Below are 24249 nucleotides of genomic sequence, written 5' to 3'. Positions count from 1 at the left end.
CTTACGCAGGATGCACACATGAGCACCAATAACTGGATGGGTTCAACACCCGCCATTGATGTATTGTCCATTTCCGAGCTGACTTTGCCGGGGACCCATAACGCCGGCAGTGACTGGCGCGCCTCGTATCCGTTTTTCGGCCCGCCGCGACATTGGCTGGCCTGTCAGCACGATACTTTCATCACCCAACTGAACCGTGGCTCCAGAGCGCTCGACATTCGCCTGACCTACGACGCCCAGGCAGAAGGCCCGGAGAGGTTCGTCATGCATCATAACGGCCACCGAAACTCTCGAACCCTTGGACGACTGTTCAACGACGTGAATAAGTTTTTGGATGACAACCCGGACGAATTCATTGTTCTGGACTTCCACAGTCTCGACGGGGGCGACTTCGACTACGACTACTTCAATAAAATGATGATGAACTTTCTGGGTCACCGTCTTGTGCCTCGCCGAAACTTGTCTTTGAGTCTTCGAGAACTCAAGCGGCTTCACACACAACAACGTGTGTTCGCGGCCGCCAGATCCCATTGGCAACTGGATCACACGGTATTTCACGAATCGATCAGTCATCGATGGTCCGGCAATGGCATTACCAGTCCGGATGAATTGAGACAGTACATTGGCAGTGTCATGGAAAACCCGCCGGGGAGCTGGCGTCCCTGGTCATTGTCCGCCACCAGTTACACAGCCCTTGGTGGGCCCGTCGACATACACGACGAGTTGAACGAGTGGTTCGACCTGGACAAAAGTTACTGGGCCTTGAAGTGCAACATCATCAACGTCGACTTCATGGAAGAATCGGACCTGGTGGAGTTCTGCCGGATAGCCAGTTTGATGAAAGCCCGACAACGTACTTGATGGCCCGCCTGCAGGCTGGCGCAACCCGCTTGCAAAGAGGCATGATCGCCGGGCGATAACAAAAAAGTGTCCAGCCATGACCCGCTCAGCCCGCGTGACCGACCCCTCTTACGAATTGATGGATGACCACAACGGGTTGTCCATCATTTATCGCCAGCACGGTTTCCCCTGTCCGCTGGTGCGCTGGCACTTTCACAAGGAATACGAGTTGCATTTGATCGTCGCCAGCTCGGGCAAGGTGTTCATCGGCGACTACATCGGCAATTTTCACCCGCAGACGCTGTTTCTGACCGGCCCCAACCTGCCGCATAACTGGATCAGCCAGGTGGCCGAAGACGAAGTGGTCGACAAACGCGACATGCTGGTCAACTTCACCGATGAGCTGTTCGAAAGCGGCCATCAAGTATTTGCCGAGCTGAAAACCCTGGCGCCGTTGCTGGAGCGTGCCCAGTACGGCATCGAGTTCCGTTGCCCGCACACGATCCGCCAGGCCACAACTCTGATGCAGAAGATTGCCGACACCCGGGGCATCACCCGTCTGGGGCACTTTTTCATTTTGATGGAGCTGCTCGCCGCCACTGACGACTACCAACTGCTGTCGGGCGTGACCACCCCGCAATTGGCCGATGAACACAATATCGACCGCACCAACCGCGCAGTGGATTACATCTTCGCCCACTACGCCCGCGAACTGCCGCTGGAGGAAGTCGCCGAGCATCTGGGCATGAAGCCGACCTACTTCAGCCGTGTGTTCAAACAGGCGACGGGGCGCAACTTCATCGAATTCGTCAATCGTCTGCGCATCAGCAAATCCTGCGAACTGCTGGCGGACGGCGACAAACCGGTGACCGAGGTGTGCTTCGAGTCGGGCTTCAACAACATTTCCAATTTCAACCGGCGCTTTCAGCAACTCAAAGGCATGACACCCTCGCACTACCGGCGTCTGGTGGTGCAGCGTCTGACCGAGCAGAACCACGGCTGAACGCCGAAAACCTGTACGGTTTCATTATCCTCGCCCTTCTGAAATGCCCTTCCCTGTGCTGGGCGCCTCGATCTCGAGTGCAAAAAAGTATCGATTCAAGTGTTAGGGATGATTTGTCAGCCCGGCGTCAGAAGGCTGTAATCAGTGCACATTCTTCCCCCGCCGGAAGAACACAAAAACAATAACTGTCCTTCTGTCCCCCGCCGGGTGCAGAAAAGGAGTGCACGATGCAACCCACTGCAAAAGCTCTGCTGGCCCTCACCTGCATGACCCTCAGCAGCGTCAGCCTTGGCGCCCAGACCCTGACCATCGCCACCGTCAACAACAGCGACATGATCCGCATGCAAAAGCTCTCGAAAACCTTCGAGACCGAGCACCCGGACATCAAGTTGAACTGGGTCGTACTGGAAGAAAACGTCCTGCGCCAGCGCCTGACCACCGACATTGCCACCCAGGGTGGCCAGTTCGACGTGTTGACCATCGGCATGTACGAAGCCGCACTCTGGGGCGCCAAAGGCTGGCTGGAGCCAATGAAGGACCTGCCGGCCAGTTATGCCCTCGACGATGTGTTCCCGTCGGTGCGTGAAGGCCTGTCGGTCAAGGGCTCGCTGTACGCCCTGCCGTTCTACGCCGAAAGCTCGATCACCTATTACCGCACCGACCTGTTCAAGGACGCCGGCCTGACCATGCCCGAGCGTCCGACCTGGGAGCAGATCGCCGGCTTCGCCGAAAAGCTGACCAACAAGGACAAGGAACAATACGGCATCTGCCTGCGCGGCAAGGCCGGCTGGGGCGAGAACATGGCGCTGATCACCACCGTGGCCAACGCCTATGGCGCGCGCTGGTTCGATGAGCAGTGGAAACCCGAATTCAGCGGCCCGGAATGGAAAAACGCGCTGAACTTCTACGTCGACACCATGAAGAAGTCCGGCCCACCCGGCGCATCCAGCAACGGTTTCAACGAAAACCTCGCGCTGTTCAACAGCGGCAAGTGCGCAATCTGGGTCGATGCCAGCGTTGCGGGCTCGTTCGTCACCGACAAGACCCAAAGCAAGGTCGCCGATCATGTCGGTTTCACCTATGCGCCGCATCAGGTCACCGACAAAGGCTCGGCCTGGCTGTACTCGTGGGCGCTGGCGATTCCCACCAGCTCCAAAGCCAAGGACGCTGCCAAAACGTTCAGCGCGTGGGCCACCTCCAAAGAGTACGGCGAACTGGTCGCCAAGACCGACGGCATCGCCAACGTACCGCCGGGCACTCGTGCCTCGACCTACAGTGAGACGTACATGAGCGCCGCGCCGTTTGCCAAAGTGACGCTGGAATCGCTCAAAGCGGCCGACCCGAGCAAACCGACCCTCAAACCGGTGCCTTACATTGGCATTCAACTGGTGACCATCCCCGAGTTCCAGGGCATCGGCACCCAGGTCGGCAAGCTGTTCTCGGCCGCACTGATCGGCCAGACCACGGTCGACCAGGCGCTGACCGCTGCACAGCAAACCACCGAACGCGAGATGAAGCGCGCGGGTTATCCGAAGTAGCCGCTCCTCATTTCAATTGTGGCGAGGGAGCTTGCTCCCGCCGGCTGCGAAGCGGCCCCGAAAAACCAGCATGCGGTTTATCAGACATACCGTGTTGACCGGTTAACGACTGCTTCGCAGCCGGGCGGGAGCAAGCTCCCTCGCCACAGATATCTCGCTGTTTCCGAGTAAGTGACCACCGCCATGAATACTTCAACTGCCAAAGCCCACATCGACCTGTCGCAACCCCGGCGCAAAAACCGCGTGGCCAACCCCGGCTGGTTTCTGGTCAGCCCGTCGGTGGCCCTGTTGCTGCTGTGGATGATCGTGCCGCTGGGCATGACCGTCTATTTCTCGATGATTCGCTACAACCTGCTCGACCCGGGCATCAACGAGTTCGTCGGGCTGGATAACTTCACGTTCTTTCTGACCGACTCCGGCTTCCTGCCCGGTGCCACCAACACGTTGTTGCTGGTGGGCAGCGTGCTGCTGATCAGCGTGGTGTTCGGCGTGTTGATCAGTGCGCTGCTGGAAGCCAGTGAATTCCTTGGTCGCGGCATCGTGCGGGTGATGCTGATTTCGCCGTTCTTCATCATGCCCACGGTCGGGGCGCTGATCTGGAAGAACCTGATCTTCCACCCGGTGTCCGGAATCCTGGCGTACATCTGGAAGCTGTTCGGCGCGCAACCGGTGGACTGGCTGGCCCATTACCCGCTGCTGTCGATCATCATCATTGTGTCGTGGCAATGGCTGCCCTTCGCGATCCTGATCCTGATGACGGCCATGCAGTCCCTCGACCAGGAACAGAAGGAAGCCGCCCGCCTCGATGGCGCCGGTCCCGTCGCGATTTTCTGGCACCTGACCCTGCCACATCTGGCGCGACCGATTGCCGTGGTGGTGATGATCGAAACCATCTTCCTGCTGTCGGTGTTCGCCGAGATCTTCACCACCACCAACGGCGGCCCCGGCTATGCGTCGACCAACCTCGCCTACCTGATCTACAACCAGGCGCTGGTGCAGTTCGACGTCGGAATGGCCTCGGCCGGTGGCCTGATCGCCGTGGTCATCGCCAACATCGCCGCGATCATTCTGGTGCGGATGATCGGCAAAAACCTGACTGACAAAGCCTGAGGCCTGCCATGACTCTTCAACAATCCCGCCGGCTGCAAAGCCTGCTGCTCGGCACGCTGGCATGGGCCATCGCGATCATCATTTTCTTCCCGATCTTCTGGATGGTACTGACCAGTTTCAAGACCGAAATCGACGCCTTCGCCACGCCGCCGCAGTTGTTCTTCACGCCGACGCTGGAGAATTACCTGCACATCAACGAGCGCAGCGACTACTTCAGTTTCGCCTGGAACTCCGTCGTGATTTCCTTCAGCGCCACGGCTCTGTGCCTGCTGATCGCGGTGCCGGCGGCCTACTCGATGGCGTTCTACGAAACCCAGCGCACCAAGGGCACGCTGCTGTGGATGCTCTCCACCAAGATGCTGCCGCCGGTGGGCGTGCTGATGCCGATCTACCTGCTGGCCAAGAGCTTCGGCCTGCTGGATACGCGCATCGCGCTGATTGTGATCTACACGCTGATCAACCTGCCGATCGTGGTCTGGATGGTTTACACCTACTTCAAGGACATCCCCAAGGACATCCTCGAAGCCGCCCGCCTCGACGGCGCCACCCTCGCCCAGGAAATGCTCCGCGTACTGCTGCCGATCGCCAAGGGCGGCCTCGCGTCGACCGTACTGCTGTCGCTGATCCTGTGCTGGAACGAAGCGTTCTGGTCGCTGAACCTGACCTCGTCCAAAGCCGCTCCGCTGACCGCGTTGATCGCTTCCTACTCAAGCCCCGAAGGCCTGTTCTGGGCCAAGTTGTCGGCCGTCTCGACCCTGGCCTGCGCGCCGATCCTGATCTTCGGCTGGATCAGCCAGAAACAATTGGTTCGCGGCCTGTCGTTCGGCGCCGTCAAATAAGAATTCGCAAGAGGAGCGCCAACATGGCCAACCTGAAAATCAAGCATCTGCAAAAAGGCTTCGAAGGTTTTTCCATCATCAAGGGCATCGACCTTGAAGTGAACGACAAGGAGTTCGTGGTGTTCGTCGGCCCGTCGGGCTGCGGCAAATCCACCCTGCTGCGGCTGATCGCCGGGCTCGAAGAAGTCAGCGGCGGCACCATCGAGCTGGACGGGCGCGACATCACCGAAGTCAGCCCGGCCAAGCGTGACCTGGCGATGGTGTTCCAGACCTATGCGCTGTACCCGCACATGACCGTGAAGAAAAACATGTCGTTCGCCCTCGATCTGGCCGGTGTGCCGAAAGCCGAAGTCGAGAAAAAAGTCGGCGAAGCGGCACGCATTCTCGAACTGGGCCCGATGCTGGAACGCAAACCGAAACAGCTGTCCGGCGGTCAGCGTCAGCGCGTGGCCATCGGCCGGGCGATCGTGCGCAACCCGAAAATCTTCCTGTTCGACGAACCGCTGTCCAACCTCGACGCGGCGCTACGGGTGCAAATGCGCCTGGAGCTGCTGCGCCTGCACAAAGACCTCAAGGCCACAATGATCTACGTGACCCACGATCAGGTCGAAGCCATGACCATGGCCGACAAGGTCGTGGTGCTCAATGGCGGCAGGATCGAACAGGTCGGCTCGCCGCTGGAGCTGTATCACCACCCCGCCAACCTGTTCGTCGCCGGGTTTCTCGGCACGCCGAAAATGGGCTTCCTCAAGGGCAAGATTGCCCGAATCGATGGCCCGAGCTGCGAAGTCTCGCTGGACGCCGGCACCCGCATCACCCTGCCGTTCAACGCCTCGCACCTCAGTGTCGGCAGCGCCGTGACCCTGGGCATTCGCCCGGAACATTTGGAACTGGCGCAATCAGGCGACTGCACCCTGCAAGTCACCGCCGACGTCAGCGAACGACTGGGCAGCGACACCTTTTGCCACGTCACGACCAACGCCGGCGAAGCCCTGACCATGCGCGTACGCGGTGATCTGGCGAGCCGTTACGGCGAACAACTGAACCTGCACCTGGACGCCGCCCACTGCCATCTGTTCGATGCCGACGGCGTGGCGCTGACCCGCCCGTTGCGCGCCGCCGCCTGATTTCGAGACCGACCGATGAAACTGAACCAACAGAACCTCAATCGCCTCGCCGCCGAAGTGAAACTCCCGGCCTACAACCTCAGCGAAACCCGTCAGGGCATCGCCCACATCGGCGTCGGCGGTTTCCACCGTGCGCATCAGGCGTATTACACCGATGCGCTGATGAACACCGGCGAAGCAACGGACTGGGCCATTTGCGGTGTCGGCCTGCGCACCGAAGACCGCCGCGCCCGGGACGACCTCAAGGAACAGGATTACCTGTTCACCCTGTTCGAACTGGGTGACAGCGACGACACCGAAGTGCGGGTCATCGGTGCGATCCGCGACATGTTGCTGGCCGAGGACGGCCCTCAGGTGCTGATCGACAAACTCGCCGATCCGCAGATCCGTATCGTCTCGCTGACCATCACCGAGGGCGGTTATTGCATCGATGACAGCAACGGCGAGTTCATGGCGCACCTGCCGCAGATTCAGCACGACCTGACCTACCCGCACCAGCCGCAAACCGTGTTCGGTTTCCTCTGCGCAGCCCTGGCCAAACGACGTGCAGCGGGCATTCCGGCGTTTACCGTGATGTCCTGCGATAACCTGCCGCACAACGGCGCCGTCACCCGCAAGGCGCTGCTGGCCTTCACCGCGCTGCTGGATCCGGATTTACGTGACTGGATCGACGCCAACGTCAGCTTCCCCAATGCCATGGTCGACCGCATCACGCCCATGACCAGCACTGCGCATCGCCTGCAACTGGCAGACAAGCACGCCGTCGACGACGCCTGGCCGGTGGTCTGCGAGCCGTTCGTGCAATGGGTGCTGGAAGACAAATTCGTCAATGGCCGCCCGGCCTGGGAAAAGGTCGGTGTGCAGTTCACCGACGATGTTTCGCCCTACGAAGAGATGAAGATCAAACTGCTCAACGGCAGCCATCTGGCGCTGACCTATCTGGGTTTTTTGAAGGGTTACCGTTTCGTCCACGAAACCATGAATGACGCGTTGTTCGTTCGCTACATGCGCGCCTACATGGACCTGGACGTGACCCCGCAACTGGCGCCGGTGCCAGGCATCGACCTGACCGAATACAAAAACACGCTGGTGGCGCGATTCTCCAACCAGGCGATTGCCGATCAACTGGAGCGGGTGTGTTCGGACGGTTCGTCGAAGTTTCCCAAGTTCACCATTCCGACGATCAATCGGTTGATCGCTGACGGGCGCGAGACCAAACGGGCGGCACTGGTCGTGGCGGCGTGGGCGCTTTACTTGAAAGGTGTTGACGAGAATGGCGACACCTACTCGATTCCGGACCCTCGGGCGGCGTTCTGCCAGGGATTGGTGGCGGATGACGCGTTGATCACTGAACGGCTGTTGGGGGTTGAGGAGATTTTCGGGGTGGCAATTGCGCGTTCGGCGGAGTTTGTCGCAGCGTTTGAGTGGTGCCTGAACAGCTTGCGTGAAGAAGGCGTAACGCGGACGCTGGAACGCATTCTGTCCTGACGGGTGAAGCACTCATGACAACCCAACAACTCTTCCTCGGCATTGACTGCGGCACCCAAGGCACCAAAGCCATCATCCTCGACGCCACCAGCGGTCAGGTCCTGGGCCAGGGTGCCGCGGCCCACACGATGATCAGCGGCGCCAACGGCCGCCGCGAACAGGACACCGCGCAGTGGCTGGAGGCCTTCGCCCTCGTTACCCGCCGAGCTTTATTGGCGGCCAATGTCGACGGCCAGTCGATCCTCGGCATCGGTGTTTCCGGCCAGCAACACGGTCTGGTGCTGCTCGACGACCAGGGCCAGGTCCTGCGCCCGGCCAAGCTTTGGTGCGACACCGAAACCACGGCAGAAAACGATCGTCTGCTGACTTACCTCGGCGGCGAAAAAGGCGCGCTGGAACGCCTCGGCGTGGTCATCGCGCCGGGCTACACCGTGTCCAAACTGCTGTGGACCAAGGAACAACATCCGGCCGTATTCTCACGGATCGCAAAAATCCTGCTGCCCCACGACTACCTGAATTTCTGGCTGACCGGCCGTGCATGCAGCGAATATGGCGATGCGTCCGGCACCGGCTATTTCAACGTACGCACCCGGCAATGGGATTTGCAGCTGTTGCGCGACATCGACGCCAGTGGCCGTCTGCAAGCGGCGCTGCCGGAGTTGATCGACGCCCATCAAGCCGTGGGCACGATCCTGCCGGCGATTGCCGAGCAACTGGGCATCAACCCCAATGCGCGGGTGTCCAGCGGTGGCGGCGACAACATGATGGGCGCCATCGGCACCGGCAATATTCAGCCGGGGGCGATCACCATGAGCCTCGGTTCTTCCGGCACGGTGTACGCCTACGCCGAGGCGCCGAAGGTCAGCCCGGACGCTTCGGTCGCGACCTTTTGCTCGTCCAGCGGCGGTTGGCTGCCGTTGATCTGCACCATGAACCTGACCAACGCCACGGGGGCGATCCGCGAGCTGTTCGAGCTGGATCTCGACACCTTCAACGCCTTGGTGGCCCAGGCGCCGATCGGCGCCGAAGGCGTGAGCATGCTGCCGTTCCTCAACGGCGAACGCGTGCCTCCCCTGCCCCACGCCACCGGCAGCCTGCATGGCCTGACCATCGATAACCTGACCCGTGCCAATCTGTGCCGCGCGGCCGTCGAGGGCACGACCTTCGGCTTGCGATACGGACTGGATCTGCTGCGCCAGAATGGTTTACAAAGCCGCAGCATTTGCCTGATCGGCGGCGGCTCGAAAAGTGCGGTGTGGCGGCAGATCGTCGCCGACATCATGAACACCCCGGTGATCTGCACCGAGCAAAGCGAAGCCGCCGCCCTCGGCGCGGCGATTCAGGCGGCATGGTGCAAGTCGTGGTCGAATGGCCACGAAGACAGCCTGGCCGACTTGTGCGAGCGCTGCGTGAAGCTCGACCTGAACAGTGAAACCCTGCCGGTTGCCGCCAATGTCGCGGCCTTCCAGCAGGCCTATGAACGCTATCGACAGCATGTCGCAACCTTATAAAGAGCAAACAACTATGTACCTGGTGTGTGGCGAAGCGCTGTTCGATTTCTTCAGCCAAGACGATGCCGGCGGGCAGGCATCGAAAGTCAATTTCAAGGCGATTGCCGGTGGCTCACCGTTCAACGTGGCGGTGGGTTTGCGTCGCCTGGGCGTGGACTCGGCGCTGTTCGCCGGGCTGTCCACCGACTACCTCGGCCGGCGCTTGCAGCAGGTGCTGCAGGACGAAGGCGTACGCCCGGATTATCTGGTGGATTTCGCCGCCCCGACCACGCTGGCCATGGTCGCGGTGGGCGCCAATGGCTCGCCGCATTACAGCTTTCGGGGCGAAGGTTGTGCCGACCGGCAACTGAGCCAGGCGCATCTGCCGACGCTCGGGCCTGAAGTACGCGGCCTGCACTTCGGCTCTTTTTCGCTGGTGGTGCAACCGGTGGCCGATACCCTGCTCGCCCTGATCCAGCGCGAAAGCGGCAAACGCCTGATCAGCCTCGACCCGAACGTGCGCCTCAATCCCGAGCCGAACATCGACCTGTGGCGCGAGCGGATCGCCACACTGGTAGAGCTGGCCGACCTGATCAAGGTCAGCGACGAAGATTTGAGCCTGCTGTATCCGGAGCAGGACCCGCAGCGCGTGATCGAAGGCTGGCTGCAGCATCGCTGCCAGGTGGTGTTCCTGACCCGAGGGGGTGAAGGCGCGACCGTATTCAGCCGTGCTCACGGCTCATGGTCGGTGCCGGCGTCTTCGGTGAAGATCGCCGATACCGTCGGCGCCGGTGATACCTTCCAGGCCGCATTGATCACCTGGCTGACCGAGCATGAGCTGGATTCGGTGGACGGCTTACAGCATCTGCAACGCGAACAGATCGACGCCATGCTCAGGTTTGCCGTACAGGCGGCCGCCCTGACGTGCAGCAAGACAGGTCCGGATTTGCCTTATCGCCATCAGTTGACCTGACCGCGTAGACTGGCGCCCTTTTTTGCACGACGGGATGACGGCTTTTGAATTCGGGGCGCACGGCTGGACTGTTGGTATTGGCGGCACTGTTGAGCGGTTGCGGAACATCGCCGCCGCGTTCCCCGGAAAACCTCTGCGAGATTTTCCGCGAGAAAAGTGATTGGTACGACGCCGCGCAAGTCACGCAAAAGCGCTGGGGCGTGCCGATCCAGGTGCCGTTCGCGATCATGTATCAGGAGTCCGGCTACCGCTACGACGCCAAGACCCCGCGCAAATACCTGCTGTGGGTGATCCCGTGGGGCCGGGTCTCGACCGCCGCCGGTTACGCCCAGGCCAAGGATGAAGTCTGGGCCGACTACCAGAAAAGCACCGGCCGACATGGCGCCGACCGCGAAGATTTTGATGACGCCATCGACTTCGTCGGCTGGTACATGGACAAGACCACCTCGATCAACGGGGTGTACAAGTACGACGCCTACAACCAGTACCTCAACTACCACGAAGGCTGGGGCGGTTTTCGCCAGAAGACCTACGCCGGCAAGGCGTGGCTGCCGCCTGTGGCGCGCAAGGTGCAGAACCGCTCGGACATGTACGGTCAGCAATACGCGGCGTGCAAGGATGATCTGAATCGCGGGTTCTGGAGCCGGTTCTGGCATTGGCTATAGCGTAGACGGCAAAGACGCCTTCGCGAGCAGGCTCGCTCCCACATTGAGATCTTGCGTCGGACCCATATCCTGGGGCCGCTGAAGATCCCCCGTGGGAGCGAGCCTGCTCGCGAAAGCAATTGAACAGGCTCTACAGCTCTAACGATTACAACACCGAAAAGTTGTAACTCACGATCAACCGGGTCTCATCCACGTCCCGGGCGAACTTCTCGTAGTTGGTGCGATAGGTCGCATTACGCAACCGCAGGCTGACGTCCTTGAACGTACCGCTCTGGATCACGTACTTCAGCTCGCTGTCGCGTTCCCACTCTTTGCCCTCCTGATCGCTGCCCGGCACCTTGATGTGATCGCCATTCACGTAACGGGTCAGGAAGCTCAGGCCGTTGATGCCGATGGCCTTGAAGTCATAGTCGTAACGCAGCTGCCAGGAGCGTTCCTGCGCGGCGGCGAAGTCGTTGACCTGCACATAGTTCACCAGGTACGGGTTGCTGCCATCGAGGTACGGCATCGAGTTGTCGCCGTTCATGCGCTGCCAGCCGGCGCTGAAGGTGTGGCCGCTGATGCCGTAGGACAGCATGCCGCTCAAGGCCCGGTTGTCGATGGAACCGGCTTTCGCGTCGCCGCTGTCGGCGCTTTTCAGCAACCGCAGATCGGCTTTCAGCACACCATCACCCAGCGGCTGATTGGCCAACAGGCCGACGAAGTGCTGGCGATAGATATCTTCCAGCTCGGCGTAGTGATACTGAGCGGTCAGACGGTCGTTGATCTTGTAGTCGAAGCCGTACATGTCGAAATGATCGGCGGTGGTGTTGCACGCATAGCGCTTGTTCTTGCAGTGCACGCGAATGTCCTGGGAGTCGGTCGAGTCCCGGGCGGTGTACTTGTCCAGGCGTGCGGCCATGAAGGTCAGGTCCTTCACTTCCTTTGAAGTCAGCATCGCGCCGTTGAACATGGTCGGCAGCAGGCGACCATCGTTGTACTTGAGCAACGGCAGATCCGGCAGCAGCGCGCCGTACTTCAGCACCGTGTCCGAGACTTTCACCTTGGCGGTCAGGCCCATTTTCGCGTACTGACCTTTTGAACCGCGCGGGTTGTCGCCGCTGGAAGGCAGCAGGCCGCTGTTGCTGCGGTCGGGGCTGGAATCGAGCTGGAAGCCCGCCATGCCCAGCGCATCGATACCCAAACCGACGGTGCCTTCGGTGTATCCCGATTGCAGATTGAGAATGAAACCCTGCGCCGACTCTTCGCGCTTGGAAGCGCCCTGATCACTGGAGGTGTGCCCGTCGCGGAAATCGCGGTTGAAATACACCGTGCGCGATTCGATCTTTGCTGTGGTGTCTTCGAAAAAACCGCCGGCCTGGGTCTGCGCGGTAAAACCGGCGCACAGCACCAAGGCTCCGAAGCCAAGCGACTGGCGCGGGGTGATGAGGGGAAATGGGGGACGCATTGAAAACTCCGACAAAACAACGATTGCGCAGAAGCGCAAACAAAACAGAAACAGCTCCCGTCCCGGCACAGTGAAGTGTCGGGAGGAAGTGAATACGCGGGGGTGAGCGCCCATGATGGCAGATGGCTTTGACGTGCTACAGGCGACTTTAGTCTGAAATTGACCGGCAGTTCAGATCAGCGTCCGGTCTTCAGAACTTTACGATTGTGCGAAGCCGGTGAATCCCGCTACATTTGCCTCCTGCTTATTCACGGACGGAATTCAAAGCATGCTGGACGCTAATGCCATTCACATCAGCTTCTCCATTGAAGGCGCTTCCGCCGATCTGCAAGTCCTCAGCTTCACCGGTCGCGAAGCCCTCAACGAACCGTTCCGTTTCGACCTCGAACTGGTCAGCGCCCGTCCTGACCTCAAGCTCGAAGAACTCCTGCACAAGCCCGGTTGCCTGACCTTCGGCGCCACCGGCGAGGGCAAGATCCACGGTCTGGTGTATCGCATCGAGCAAGGCGATTCCGGCAAGACCCTGACCCGTTACAGTATCAGTCTGGTGCCGCAACTGGCCTACCTGCGGCATAACCACGACCAGCAGATTTTCCAGAACCTCAGCGTGCCGAAGATCATCGCTCAGGTACTGGAAGATCGCGGCATTCTGGCCGACGCCTACAGCTTCCAGCTCAACGCCGAGTACCCGGAACGCGAGTACTGCGTGCAGTACGACGAATCCGACCTGCATTTCATCCAGCGCCTGTGCGAAGAGGAAGGCATTCATTTCCACTTCCAGCACAGCAGCAGCGGCCACAAACTGGTGTTCGGCGACGATCAGACCGTGTTCCGCAAACTGAAACCGGTGAACTACCAGCAAGACTCCGGCATGAGTGCCGACAAACCGGTGATCAAGCGCTTCAACCTGCGCCTGGAAACCCGCACCAGCCGCGTCAGCCGCCGCGATTACGATTTCGAGAAACCGAAGATCCTGCCCGAAGGCGCAGCCAAATCCACATTCGCCCCGGACCTGGAAGACTACGACTACCCCGGCCGCTTCACCACCCGCGAGCGCGGCAAGTTCCTCTCGACCCGTGCCCTGGAGCGCCATCGCAGCGACTACAAACTCGCCGAAGGCCAGGGTGACGAACCGACCCTGACCACCGGCCACTTCCTCACGCTGGCCGAACATCCCCGCGCCGAATGGAACGACCTGTGGCTGCTGCTGGAGATTTTCCACGAAGGCAAACAGCCGCAGGTGCTGGGAGAAAACGTCACCAGCGACGTCACCGACAGCAAAAACGATTTCCATCAGGGCTACCGCAACTCGTTTGTCGCGACACCGTGGGACGCCCACTACCGCCCTGCCCTCGAACACCCGAAACCGAAAGTGCTCGGCAGCCAGACCGCCATCGTCACCGGCCCCGCCGGCGAAGAGATCCACTGCGACCAGTATGGCCGCGTGAAAGTGCAATTCCATTGGGACCGCGAAGGTCAGGCCGACGACAAGACCACCTGCTGGCTGCGCGTCGCCAGCGGCTGGGCCGGCGCGGCCTACGGCGGCATCGCCATCCCGCGCATCGGCATGGAAGTGCTGGTGACCTTCCTCGAAGGCGACCCCGACCAGCCGCTGGTGACCGGTTGCCTGTACCACAAGGAAAACGTCGTCCCCTACGACCTGCCGGCCAACAAGACCCGCAGCACCTTCAAGACCCTCAGCTCCCCGGGCGGCAAGGGCTACAACGAGTTCCGCATCGAAGACAAGAAAGGCGCGGAACAGATCTACATCCATGCCCAGCGCGACTGGGACGAGAACATCGAGCACGACCAGAAGATCCGTGTCGGCAATGAGCGCCATGACACCGTTGAGGCCAACACCCTCAGCGAATTCAAGGTCGAGGAACACCGCATCACCCACCTGGACCGCAAGAGCGAAATGCGCGCCAACGATCACCTGACCGTGGGCGTGAGCCAGCATGTAAAGGTCGGCACCGGGCAGTTCGTGGAAGCAGGCACGGAGATTCACTACCACGCTGGCGAAAAAGTGGTGATTGAAGGCGGGATGGAGCTGACGGCCAAGGCTGGCGGCAGCTTCGTCAAGGTGGATGCGGGTGGCGTGACCATCAGCGGTGCGGAGGTGAAGGCCAATACCGGGGGTGCGCCGGGTGCCGGCACCGGGATCGGGATTCTGCCTCCGTTGATGCCACTCATTGCAGATCAGGCTAGAGCTGGAAGCGTGCTTAAAGCGAAAGTGATAGAAGAGCGTTTTGACGAGCAACTAAAATTTGTGACAAAACTCGGTAAGCCCGTCAAATCCGTCAAGACAGCACTGATTATCCCTTCAGAAACAGCGCCGCAAATATCAAAGAGCGATGCAGACGGGCTTCACCCACGAGTGCAAACAGATTCCAAGGAGCCTGTGAAGGCTCACCTTGTATGGGATGAACTGTCTGTTCCGTCTGGCGCCGATGATTATGAAGCGAGCCGCAACAAATGAGCACGCCACCGATAACTACATTCACTACCAACGATAAAAAATGTTCGATACATGAAGTTGTCCTTGGTTGCGATAAGCTGTGGGCCATGGGCCAAGAAGAAGCTATACGACGCCTGAGCAAACAACGCTCCTCTAACTCAGGAAAATACGAGCTGATATCTGACTTCAGTGCGCGGGCCGCAAGAATTGCAGCTGCGTATGCTGGCTTCTATCTCGAGTCTGGCGAAGATGGCAAGCCAGAATTAAAAGGCCGATTCTATTGGATGGGTTTGGCTGCATTTGCAAGCAAGCAAGTTAAGTGCGGGTTGGACTTCATTCCCAACGATCCTTATCTCGCGCTTACCCCACCAATCGTACAGCCGCCCTTACGAATTGGTAAAAATTCGCTGGGGAAAGGAAATTTCTGGTTATTTCAGGATATTTTTGTTTGGCATTGGTTTTACGCAAAATACAAAGACCAATTTGATGAGTGCGCTCCAGAACGCAACGCTCGGAGTTGCGAAGGTCAGATAAAAACCAATATCGACAGTTTGCCTTGGGCAGATGACGCACTGCCAATATTGAAAAATCTGGCTATAACCAGTGACATCGTTAAAGGTTTTAAAGCCATCAAAGCAACCGAAGAACTTTCTTCGGGACCAGCAAGAAGAAACGCCCAGTTTACCTCTTTACTTGCTATCGCCGACCATGAGCAACGTCGCATCCTTCAACCTTTGATTTATGAAAGTACACCATTTAGAGCAACGCTGAAAATGCAAGCAGGTTTCGAATGGGCACCATTCGTACCAGTGCGGGTAGCTGCGTTGAGTACTGCTTGCGACGTTGAAAGTCCTGATCTCAGAGTGCAAATGTCGGAAGGCGATCTTTACGACGAAACAGATCGAATGGAGTTTATTGGAGCCATTGCCAAGCAATACCATAAGCTCATGGGGGAGCGAGAAAGCTACATGGAAGGCCAAATCAAGACAATCGCCACTTGGTCAAATGCCAAATGAAGTATTTATGGATATTTTTCTCTGGTTTACTACTGGCGGCTTGCAACAACGGTGAATCCAATATGACAAACACGCCAAACAACATTGAAATAGAGCTGTACGGCGAAATAGAAAAAACTGTACAAAACAGCCCCTTAGAGTTCTCTCAAGAATGCATGAGCGAGCTAGACCTCTGCTGGTACAAATTTAAAAAATCGGCAAATGAAAAAGAATTACCCTCCATCACCGTAAAAAACGCAAGAAGTTCACTTTCAATCGAAAAAGTAACAAGTATCACAATGGTGATAGACAAAAAGATAGGCAATACCATTGAGAACCTTGACATCACAGTGAGAGGCCTCCCTGACAACAGCCCGCACGAAAAACAAAAAGACTTTATTTATGACTTGCTAAAAAAAATACAATCAGCTGGCTGGAGTCACTATTACTATCCAGGGGACCCTAGGATTTCCGGGTCTCAGATCGGAAAAATTCCGTCACCAGACAACGTATTGGGGCACTTGACTTCCAGTCATCCCTGGCTGGATCCGGATTACGAGCTGGACATTGATCGTTGGCTGAAAATTGAGTCATTCTACAATTGGTATTTCTACAATGACGGCGTCTATCTGACTTTTAAGGCTTGGCGCCGCGATTCCAAAGACACCCCGGACAAGACGGGTACCTATTTATTATCGATGGAGTTCCTTAGCGAGCGCGACTTCTGGTCTTCAGGTTTTACCAAAGATGAAGAAAAGGCAAGATGGAAAGAGCTGCTGCCTGCTCAATTGAAGCGTGACCAAGAGGCGCGCATCGCTGCTGAAAACAATGCCCGTGCTGCAGGGATAGAAATCGATGAGAACTATAAAGATCCTGTTATAAAAGCAATTCAGTGAAATAGGCATATGCACTGACCAGCGAAAAGCGTGGTGAATTTTCTTTGAAACACCTGCGTCTACAAATCTTTGCTTCCTTCCTTGTGGCGTGCTCGACTACTCATGGAGCTTCTGTGCCTTATGAGGCTTGGCAAGTGGGATTCTCTGCACCCAACTATATGGAAGTGTGGATCGAAACAGCCGATGTGATCGATATTCAAGGACAGGTCTACCGTCGGGCCATGAGTGGTGTTGCTGCAATTCAGACTCCTCCTCATAACTCTGGTGATCCAAAAGGCTGGCCGAAGAAACCGGGCTGGGGCAAGGGAAAGTACGTAACAGGAGCAGATCTCCCAAAAAAAATCTACGTTCGATGGCAGTCCTTGGTTGAACCTCAAACCTATCAAATGGGCATAGACATCCCTGAGTCGGCCAGAGAAGTCATGCGAAAAGAGGAGAAAGCCTACTGCGCTGCCGATGGAAAATGGATTACAGGTTATCGAGAAGCTTTGGTCATCGGACTTGCTCCAGGTGGCGTTGCCAAACTCTGGGCCCTCGGACCATGTCTGACACCCGTTGAAATCACTCGCGTTCAAGCTGAAATTGATCCGCGTGGCCCTTACGAAGGAGAGTCCGGAGGAAAACATCGCCCACTTTCCGCAGTGTCGAAAGCCTATGTTGAAAAATTTGGCGTGCCGTATGGCTCTTGGTAATCAGAAAATAAAAAAACTATGGCCCCCTCTCATCCTTGCACTTGCGTGTCTTCCCGCTTTCGCTGAAACGAAGAAAACGCTATTGGAATGCCCGCTGTCGGATGGAACTACCGCTTCACTGTTGTCCACTTCAAGTGAGGACGGACAGCAGCTCTTCGTCAAAAACAACAATCAGACCGAAACGGCTTTCACCGACATGCCCGATTCAGACTTTGTTGGTGAAGTCGCCATGGCCAAATGCACGGGTTCCGGGCTGATCTACGCCATGAACTATGGCTCTCCGTATTTGAAAGGTGCCTTTATTCGCAGGCATCCGGGCAGCAAAGTCCTGGAACGCATCGATTTTGCCGAAAAGGCCCTCCCGGTTTCTCTGTACCTGAATGCGCAGCAGATGCGCCTGGTCATCCCCAACGACGGTTATGAGATCCCGGAAAAATTCATCGTCTACGACTACACCAGTCCAAAGGGCCAACCGGAAGAACCCAAAGGGATGAATGCGATGCCTGACAAGAAAGGCTTCGAAATCATCGAACTGAAATGACCGCGTAGTCGTAAAGCCTCGTATCCATTGGCGAAATCGCCCGTCCTAAGGGAAAACCCTACGCCCCTGACGGGCAATTGCGGGTTGTACGAGCGGGACTAATCCTGCACCATCCGCCCCTTGCTTATTCAATGGACGGAAATCAAGGCATGCTGGACGCCAATGCTACGCACATTACCCTCACGCTCGAAGGCGCTTCCGCCGACCTGCAAGTCCTCAGCTTCACCGGTCGCGAAGCCCTCAACGAACCGTTCCGTTTCGACCTCGAACTGGTCAGCGCCCGTCCTGACCTCAAGCTCGAAGAACTCCTGCACAAACCCGGCTGCCTGACCTTCGGCGCCACCGGCGAGGGCAAGATCCACGGTCTGGTGTATCGCATCGAGCAAGGCGATTCCGGCAAGACCCTGACCCGTTACAGTATCAGTCTGGTGCCGCAACTGGCCTACCTGCGGCATAACCATGACCAGCAGATTTTCCAGAACCTCAGCGTGCCGAAGATCATCGCCCAGGTGCTCGAAGACCGCGGCATTCTGGCCGATGCCTACAGCTTTCAGCTCAACGCCGAGTACCCGGAACGCGAGTACTGCGTGCAGTACGACGAATCCGACCTGCATTTCATCCAGCGCCTGTGCGAAGAGGAAGGCATTCACTTCCACTTCCAGCACAGCAGCAACGGCCACAAACTGGTGTTCGGCGACGACCAGACCGTGTTCCGCAAACTGAAACCGGTGAACTACCAGCAAGACTCCGGCATGAGTGCCGACAAACCGGTGATCAAGCGCTTCAACCTGCGCCTGGAAACCCGCACCAGCCGCGTCAGCCGCCGCGATTACGATTTCGAGAAACCGAAGATCCTGCCCGAAGGCGCAGCCAAATCCACATTCGCCCCGGACCTGGAAGACTACGACTACCCCGGCCGCTTCACCACCCGCGAGCGCGGCAAGTTCCTCTCGACCCGTGCCCTGGAGCGCCATCGCAGCGACTACAAACTCGCCGAAGGCCAGGGTGACGAACCGACCCTGACCACCGGCCACTTCCTCACGCTGGCCGAACACCCCCGCGCCGAATGGAACGACCTGTGGCTGCTGCTGGAGATTTTCCACGAAGGCAAACAGCCGCAGGTGCTGGGGGAAAACGTCACCAGCGACGTCACCGACAACAAGAGCGATTTCCACCAGGGCTACCGCAACAGCTTCGTGGCCACCCCATGGGACGCCCACTACCGCCCTGCCCTCGAACACCCGAAACCGAAAGTGCTCGGCAGCCAGACCGCCATCGTCACCGGCCCTGCCGGCGAAGAAATCCACTGCGACCAGTACGGCCGCGTGAAAGTGCAATTCCATTGGGACCGCGAAGGTCAGGCCGACGACAAGACCACCTGCTGGCTGCGCGTCGCCAGCGGCTGGGCCGGCGCCGCCTACGGCGGCATCGCCATCCCGCGCATCGGCATGGAAGTGCTGGTGACCTTCCTCGAAGGCGACCCCGACCAGCCGCTGGTGACCGGTTGCCTGTACCACAAGGAAAACGTCGTCCCCTACGACCTGCCGGCGAACAAGACCCGCAGCACCTTCAAGACCCTCAGCTCCCCGGGCGGCAAGGGCTACAACGAGTTCCGCATCGAAGACAAGAAAGGCGCGGAACAGATCTACATCCATGCCCAGCGCGACTGGGACGAGAACATCGAGCACGACCAGAAGATCCGTGTCGGCAATGAGCGCCACGACACCGTTGAGGCCAACACGCTCAGCGAATTCAAGGTCGAGGAACACCGCATCACCCACCTGGACCGCAAGAGCGAAATGCGCGCCAACGATCACCTGACCGTGGGCGTGACCCAGCATGTGAAGGTCGGCACCGGGCAGTTTATCGAGGCGGGGACGGAGATTCACTACCACGCTGGCGAAAAAGTCGTGATTGAAGGCGGGATGGAGCTGACGGCCAAGGCTGGCGGCAGCTTCGTCAAGGTGGATGCGGGTGGCGTGACCATCAGTGGTGCGGAAGTGAAGGCCAATACAGGAGGTGCGCCGGGGGTGGGTTCCGGTATCCAGATTCTGGAGCCGGTCATCCCGTGGGCCGCCGCCAAAGACAAGGCAGGCACCCTGCTCGTCCCTGCTGCCGCGCAAATGGCCCTGGCCAAAGCTGCGCGCAAGGCCGGTGACACCCGCTGCCCGATCTGCGAGGCCTGCCGTGAAGGCAAGTGTGATTTGGGAGCCGTGGCATGAGTGACGCGCTCAACAACTGGCTGGGTGAACAATCGCGCCTCAATCGCGTACTGATCCTCGTGCTCGACTGCCTCGCCGAACCGAACCCGGTCACGCCGTTGTACAGCGCCGGCGTAATGCAGCGCTCGGTGCAGCTCTACCGACGTACCGAGTTCGCCCAGTTCGCCGCCATCAGCCCATGGCTGACCGAACTCGAAAACCCGGGCGGCGAAGCGGTCACCCAATTGCTGGATGACCCGCAGCGTAACTGGGGCTGGATCGGCAGCATGGACAAGGCTGATCTCGACAGCCTGACCCAGCACTGGATCGCCCGTATGGTCATCGACGAGGACGGCGACCGCTCACTGTTCCGCTTCCAGGACAACCGCGTACTCGCCCGCTGCCTGGCCAACATGAAAGACACCGAATGGCCACTGCTGCTCGGCCCAATCAGCAGCGTGCTGTATTGGGATGAAGATCAGTGGAAGAGTGCCGACAACAGCAGGCCGGGCATGTATGCGGTGCCGAATCCGGCGCCTTGGTTGCAAGTCCCTACTCCGCCGGAACGAACCCGCGAAATCCTGCGAGCCAACCTGAAACGCTGGCTGTTGGTGTATCACGCCGAAACCGCCGCGAAACTTTCCGAAACCCGCCCAATCCTCGAATGGCTGGAAGAACAGATGGATCTGCTCGAAGCCTGGCAATGGAACGGACCAGAGCAACGAGAATTTATGTTGACCCAGCGCCTTGCCCCCAAAAATGCCGGGGATGTGGCCTGGCAGCCCTTGCCGGGGGAAACACCGAAAAAGCATTTCGAGCGGTGCGAACGGTTTTTCGCTGTTCACAGCGATGACGTCGCACTGAATTGAAATCAAGACCTTGGGCGTCACTCGCTCGAAACGACCGCCACGGGACAAAGGACAATCAAATGCGTCATCGCAACGTTTTCAATGGTTTTTTTCGTAGTTTGATGATTGGGCTGGGTGCAATTGGGGCTACTGGTTGTTCGGTTGCTCAGCAGGACAGCTTTACGTTGGTGACTGAGCTTCCGCCAGGGTTTCGAATTAGCGGTGAGGCGCAGTACGTGCCTCGTCCCGGAGAAACCTGCACCGTTCCGGTGAAGAAAGGCCGGGAACATCCTGGCTTCAAGTTTTTCAGGCAGGAGCTCAGCGAGAAGGCCCAGACTGCGCAGTTTCAGGTTCCGTTGAGCAGCGTTGAGGGGGGCTGCCCATTGGTTCTGAATAGTTTCGACTATGAAGTTGATGCTAAATATGCTGCTGGATTTGATGATGTTGGAAGGGACTACACCGGCATTACGTTTCAGGAGAGTGCAACTGACAACAAACTTCCTACGCCAACTACTTTGCAACGCGAGTGCGAGTGGTTGTTCCGAACAATGGGGCCTAACCGAATTATTGCAAAAATCCTGAAGTGTGCACCAGTTGCAACGCCGGAACAGGCAAGTGGCTCTGTTGCGAAGGGGCCCCTGCAACGCTCGCAATTGGCAGGTAAGACATTGAAAGTTACTTTCTCGTTGTCCCACGAGGAAAAACCAGCCGTAGGGGATAACTGGGTAAAATTCCCCAACGGATGGAAGCGATGCATGGGCAAGAGTCTGGAAGACCCTTATGCGTTCTGCCGCGGTAACACCACTGATTTCAAACCCTTCAAAATGCCGGACGGGCGCGATTGCACAATCTACCCAACGTGTACCGAATAAGGACATTCATCAATGACGGTCAAAAAAACAGCCCAACCACTACTCGGGGATGCCAAGGAACCGTGCCCTCTAAGAGGCACAAAAGTCCGATTTCGACTGGTCGATGAAACCGGTGATGGTAAGCCCTACGCTGGGCTGAAGTATGTTGTAACCGACAGCGTCGAACAGCGCTATGAGGGTACGCTGGATGCGGCGGGCTTTGGGGAGGTTCTGAACCACTACGAAGGCCCTGTTGTTCTCACAGTAGATCAGCCTTACGCCGGAGGGGAAGAAGCATATAACTGGTTGATGACCCGACCAAGCTACCCGCTAAAAATCAGCGAGCTACAAGTACGGGCCGAAAAAACGCGCTTTGTCCGTGACGATGGACAGCGGGTTGACAACAATCCTGCAAAAGCCGAAGCGGACCATTTTTTTCATGTCGAAGTACGCCACCTCGTTAAAAAAAACGCGCACCTGCCTCGTGAGTCAAAGGCCAAATATCCTCCCAATCAGAATCTGCTGAAAGTCATGGGAGACATCGGCTTCGGCCCGGAGCAATCAAACCTCTGGGGCGTTGCGCTGGTGCCAAATAAACTCACTGTTCTAGAAGTTCGTCCGCTTCGCGCTTTCCGCCCCATGCTTTCGACAGACAATAAATTTAGCGCATTGAACTTGTACCAACTCTCATTATTCGCCGCATTAAGCTACTGCGATTTCGGGCAGGCACCTGCAGAACAGCCAACTGACACCGTGAGTTTCCCTCTCGAACCGAGCGTAGGAAACATGTTCGGTGAAGGTATGGCTTGTTTTGAAGAGTCTTGGAAGGTAGACGCGAAACAATCATCCCCTTACTACCCGCTTTATGAAGACGTCCCATACTCAAAACGTTTCGAAATTCTGCCGTACGATCCAACCCTATATGACCAGAACAAGCCAGAGTCAGGCGCCAACCAAGAGCACCCGGCAAAGTTGCATTTCTTTGACGACAGTAAATTTGATGATGGAACAAACACTCAGGGTTTTATAACGCATCACGATGAAATCGTACTCGTTTCCATACGTGGAACTTTAGAGTTTGTCGATTTTCTCCGAGATACTGATGCCGAGCAAATACCCGTAAAAATTGGTGTAGGTAAGGCTCACCAAGGGTTTTACCAAGCCTATGAAGCGATCAACACTTTTGTACAAGCCTACCTCACCCGATTCCATGTTAATCAAAAAGTCATTATCTGTGGCCACAGCCTTGGAGGCGCCATTGCAACGTTGCTCGCAGAGGCGCTTAGACGTAACGCTAAAAATTATGACATTTTGCTTTATACATACGGCTCACCCCGCGCAGGCGATGCAGATTTTGTTCAAGGCGCAGCGGCCTTGGCACACCACCGCATGGTCAACGATAACGACCCGATTCCAAGCGTGCCAGCGCCGTGGATGAACACTCGCAAAAGAATCTGGATGCCTGGTGCCGTCCTTAGCTTTATCACGGCGCCATTTGGCGCGCTGATTTTTGCCTTGGGTCTGAGTCGAACAGGAGGTTCACCTTACGAGCATCAGGGCGATCTGCACCACTTTATGCCTGTGCACTTCAAAGGGCGTGAGCAATCTTCCGTACTGTGGAACCCTGGATGCGAGTCCATCGAAGAAGCCGCGTGCACCCGGGCGGTGAAAAAGTTCGGCGACTTGCCTGATCGCGCCATGTTTATCCGCCAGTTGTTCAAGATGTCTGACCACTTCATGCTGGCATCTTACATTCCAAATGCATGGGCAACGTTGCGCCGCTGGCAACAGACCCAGGAAAGCGGCGGCACGGTGGTTACAAAGACTGAATACGACCAGATCTACTACCAATTGCAGGAAATGCAGGATCGCTTGAAAGCCAAAGAGGCGGAGTTGAACAGTCCTTTCCAATCCGATCGCCGAGCCGCCATGCAACAGGCAAGCGTATTGAGAGCGGAAATCGGTAGACTGGACACCTCTCGCCAGCGCCTTCATACCCTGAACTATCTCAAGCTCACACCTGAGGACATCTACGGTTCTGCCACTCAGGCATCAGAACATGATCAGAACGTTGAACGATGGCTGGCGAAGAAAGAAAACAATGTGGAGGTTCGACTCGCGATGATTCCTCAGGCGGGCAGTGCTCTGCTAAGGACTGCGTGATTCGGTATGAACATCCGATCTCACCGGCTTCATCCAGCCCAATGACCAAGGGGAGTCCAGACGGACTCCCCTTTTGCTTTTGCG

The 24249-nt window shown here is 57.7% G+C and carries 20 protein-coding genes; 19 read left to right on the top strand and 1 reads right to left on the bottom strand.

The window, feature by feature from the left end:
- The first annotated feature begins 18 nt into the window (after positions 1–18).
- From NWV16_RS13670 to NWV16_RS13625, 10 genes are all read left to right on the top strand, one after another.
- Positions 19–861 (top strand): phospholipase, encoded by an 843-nt coding sequence (locus tag NWV16_RS13670; protein ID WP_260523467.1) that lies wholly within the window; start codon positions 19–21, stop codon positions 859–861.
- A 76-nt stretch (positions 862–937) separates the two neighbouring features.
- Complete coding sequence (locus tag NWV16_RS13665; protein WP_260523466.1) at positions 938–1843, top strand: AraC family transcriptional regulator; 906 nt, start codon at positions 938–940, stop codon at positions 1841–1843.
- A 227-nt stretch (positions 1844–2070) separates the two neighbouring features.
- On the top strand, positions 2071–3381 hold the full coding sequence (locus NWV16_RS13660; protein ID WP_260523465.1) for an ABC transporter substrate-binding protein: 1311 nt from the start codon (positions 2071–2073) through the stop codon (positions 3379–3381).
- A 183-nt stretch (positions 3382–3564) separates the two neighbouring features.
- Positions 3565–4491 carry a carbohydrate ABC transporter permease gene (locus NWV16_RS13655; RefSeq protein ID WP_260523464.1) on the top strand — a complete coding sequence of 309 codons (927 nt, stop codon included), beginning with the start codon at positions 3565–3567 and terminating at the stop codon, positions 4489–4491.
- A gap of 8 nt (positions 4492–4499) precedes the next feature.
- Positions 4500–5330 (top strand): carbohydrate ABC transporter permease, encoded by an 831-nt coding sequence (locus tag NWV16_RS13650; RefSeq protein ID WP_085709773.1) that lies wholly within the window; start codon positions 4500–4502, stop codon positions 5328–5330.
- Positions 5331–5353: 23 nt separating this feature from the next.
- Entirely contained in the window at positions 5354–6457 is a 1104-nt protein-coding gene (locus tag NWV16_RS13645; RefSeq protein WP_065257915.1) for an ABC transporter ATP-binding protein, read from the top strand.
- Between the two features lie 15 nt (positions 6458–6472).
- Positions 6473–7945: a mannitol dehydrogenase family protein gene (locus NWV16_RS13640; protein WP_260523463.1), complete on the top strand. Its 1473-nt coding sequence runs from the start codon at positions 6473–6475 to the stop codon at positions 7943–7945.
- Between the two features lie 14 nt (positions 7946–7959).
- On the top strand, positions 7960–9456 hold the full coding sequence (gene xylB / locus NWV16_RS13635; RefSeq protein WP_260523462.1) for a xylulokinase: 1497 nt from the start codon (positions 7960–7962) through the stop codon (positions 9454–9456).
- A gap of 13 nt (positions 9457–9469) precedes the next feature.
- Positions 9470–10408: a carbohydrate kinase gene (locus NWV16_RS13630; RefSeq protein ID WP_260523461.1), complete on the top strand. Its 939-nt coding sequence runs from the start codon at positions 9470–9472 to the stop codon at positions 10406–10408.
- Between the two features lie 44 nt (positions 10409–10452).
- On the top strand, positions 10453–11073 hold the full coding sequence (locus NWV16_RS13625; RefSeq protein WP_260523460.1) for a hypothetical protein: 621 nt from the start codon (positions 10453–10455) through the stop codon (positions 11071–11073).
- A gap of 145 nt (positions 11074–11218) precedes the next feature.
- Here NWV16_RS13625 and NWV16_RS13620 read toward each other — a convergent pair whose 3' ends face one another.
- The gene (locus tag NWV16_RS13620; protein WP_260523459.1) at positions 11219–12520 is read right to left on the bottom strand and encodes an OprD family porin; all 1302 of its coding nucleotides are present in this window, start codon (positions 12518–12520) and stop codon (positions 11219–11221) included.
- Between the two features lie 268 nt (positions 12521–12788).
- Here NWV16_RS13620 and NWV16_RS13615 point away from each other — a divergent pair, with 268 nt between their 5' ends.
- From NWV16_RS13615 to NWV16_RS13575, 9 genes are all read left to right on the top strand, one after another.
- Positions 12789–14999, top strand: a complete 2211-nt coding sequence (locus NWV16_RS13615) for a type VI secretion system tip protein VgrG (protein WP_260523458.1) — start codon at positions 12789–12791, stop codon at positions 14997–14999.
- Positions 14996–15994 carry a DUF2515 family protein gene (locus NWV16_RS13610; RefSeq protein WP_260523457.1) on the top strand — a complete coding sequence of 333 codons (999 nt, stop codon included), beginning with the start codon at positions 14996–14998 and terminating at the stop codon, positions 15992–15994. The genes NWV16_RS13615 and NWV16_RS13610 overlap by 4 nt, the downstream gene beginning before the upstream one ends.
- A complete protein-coding gene (locus tag NWV16_RS13605) occupies positions 15991–16869 on the top strand; it encodes a hypothetical protein (protein WP_260523456.1) in 879 nt (292 codons plus the stop codon). The genes NWV16_RS13610 and NWV16_RS13605 overlap by 4 nt, the downstream gene beginning before the upstream one ends.
- A gap of 53 nt (positions 16870–16922) precedes the next feature.
- Positions 16923–17561, top strand: coding sequence for a DUF2931 family protein (locus NWV16_RS13600; protein WP_409519384.1), 639 nt, complete (start codon positions 16923–16925; stop codon positions 17559–17561).
- A complete protein-coding gene (locus NWV16_RS13595; RefSeq protein WP_260523455.1) occupies positions 17548–18102 on the top strand; it encodes a hypothetical protein in 555 nt (184 codons plus the stop codon). Before NWV16_RS13600 ends, NWV16_RS13595 begins: the two co-directional genes overlap by 14 nt.
- A gap of 149 nt (positions 18103–18251) precedes the next feature.
- Positions 18252–20324, top strand: coding sequence for a type VI secretion system tip protein VgrG (locus NWV16_RS13590; protein WP_260523454.1), 2073 nt, complete (start codon positions 18252–18254; stop codon positions 20322–20324).
- Complete coding sequence (locus NWV16_RS13585; protein WP_260523453.1) at positions 20321–21172, top strand: DUF4123 domain-containing protein; 852 nt, start codon at positions 20321–20323, stop codon at positions 21170–21172. The genes NWV16_RS13590 and NWV16_RS13585 overlap by 4 nt, the downstream gene beginning before the upstream one ends.
- Positions 21173–21231: 59 nt before the next feature.
- Positions 21232–22023 (top strand): hypothetical protein, encoded by a 792-nt coding sequence (locus NWV16_RS13580; RefSeq protein WP_260523452.1) that lies wholly within the window; start codon positions 21232–21234, stop codon positions 22021–22023.
- 12 nt (positions 22024–22035) lie between these two features.
- A complete protein-coding gene (locus tag NWV16_RS13575; RefSeq protein WP_260523451.1) occupies positions 22036–24165 on the top strand; it encodes a lipase family protein in 2130 nt (709 codons plus the stop codon).
- Positions 24166–24249: the final 84 nt, after the last annotated feature.

The sequence above is a fragment of the Pseudomonas sp. BW7P1 genome (assembly GCF_024981055.1).
Classification (GTDB): Bacteria; Pseudomonadota; Gammaproteobacteria; order Pseudomonadales; family Pseudomonadaceae; genus Aquipseudomonas; species Aquipseudomonas bananamidigenes.
The sequence above is the reverse complement of the archived record's forward strand: the minus strand, read 5'-3'. Positions and strand labels throughout refer to the sequence as shown.

Bases quoted from the DNA above. Each gene is read 5' to 3' on its own strand.
- NWV16_RS13590 (WP_260523454.1), top strand. From the start codon at position 18,252: ATGCTGGACGCCAATGCTACGCACATTACCCTCACGCTCGAAGGCGCT.
- NWV16_RS13650 (WP_085709773.1), top strand. From the start codon at position 4,500: ATGACTCTTCAACAATCCCGCCGGCTGCAAAGCCTGCTGCTCGGCACG.
- NWV16_RS13640 (WP_260523463.1), top strand. From the start codon at position 6,473: ATGAAACTGAACCAACAGAACCTCAATCGCCTCGCCGCCGAAGTGAAA.
- NWV16_RS13610 (WP_260523457.1), top strand. From the start codon at position 14,996: ATGAGCACGCCACCGATAACTACATTCACTACCAACGATAAAAAATGT.
- NWV16_RS13605 (WP_260523456.1), top strand. From the start codon at position 15,991: ATGAAGTATTTATGGATATTTTTCTCTGGTTTACTACTGGCGGCTTGC.
- NWV16_RS13580 (WP_260523452.1), top strand. From the start codon at position 21,232: ATGCGTCATCGCAACGTTTTCAATGGTTTTTTTCGTAGTTTGATGATT.
- xylB (WP_260523462.1), top strand. From the start codon at position 7,960: ATGACAACCCAACAACTCTTCCTCGGCATTGACTGCGGCACCCAAGGC.
- NWV16_RS13665 (WP_260523466.1), top strand. From the start codon at position 938: ATGACCCGCTCAGCCCGCGTGACCGACCCCTCTTACGAATTGATGGAT.
- NWV16_RS13660 (WP_260523465.1), top strand. From the start codon at position 2,071: ATGCAACCCACTGCAAAAGCTCTGCTGGCCCTCACCTGCATGACCCTC.
- NWV16_RS13655 (WP_260523464.1), top strand. From the start codon at position 3,565: ATGAATACTTCAACTGCCAAAGCCCACATCGACCTGTCGCAACCCCGG.
- NWV16_RS13630 (WP_260523461.1), top strand. From the start codon at position 9,470: ATGTACCTGGTGTGTGGCGAAGCGCTGTTCGATTTCTTCAGCCAAGAC.
- NWV16_RS13585 (WP_260523453.1), top strand. From the start codon at position 20,321: ATGAGTGACGCGCTCAACAACTGGCTGGGTGAACAATCGCGCCTCAAT.
- NWV16_RS13670 (WP_260523467.1), top strand. From the start codon at position 19: ATGAGCACCAATAACTGGATGGGTTCAACACCCGCCATTGATGTATTG.
- NWV16_RS13615 (WP_260523458.1), top strand. From the start codon at position 12,789: ATGCTGGACGCTAATGCCATTCACATCAGCTTCTCCATTGAAGGCGCT.
- NWV16_RS13595 (WP_260523455.1), top strand. From the start codon at position 17,548: ATGGCTCTTGGTAATCAGAAAATAAAAAAACTATGGCCCCCTCTCATC.
- NWV16_RS13575 (WP_260523451.1), top strand. From the start codon at position 22,036: ATGACGGTCAAAAAAACAGCCCAACCACTACTCGGGGATGCCAAGGAA.
- NWV16_RS13645 (WP_065257915.1), top strand. From the start codon at position 5,354: ATGGCCAACCTGAAAATCAAGCATCTGCAAAAAGGCTTCGAAGGTTTT.
- NWV16_RS13620 (WP_260523459.1), bottom strand. From the start codon at position 12,520: ATGCGTCCCCCATTTCCCCTCATCACCCCGCGCCAGTCGCTTGGCTTC.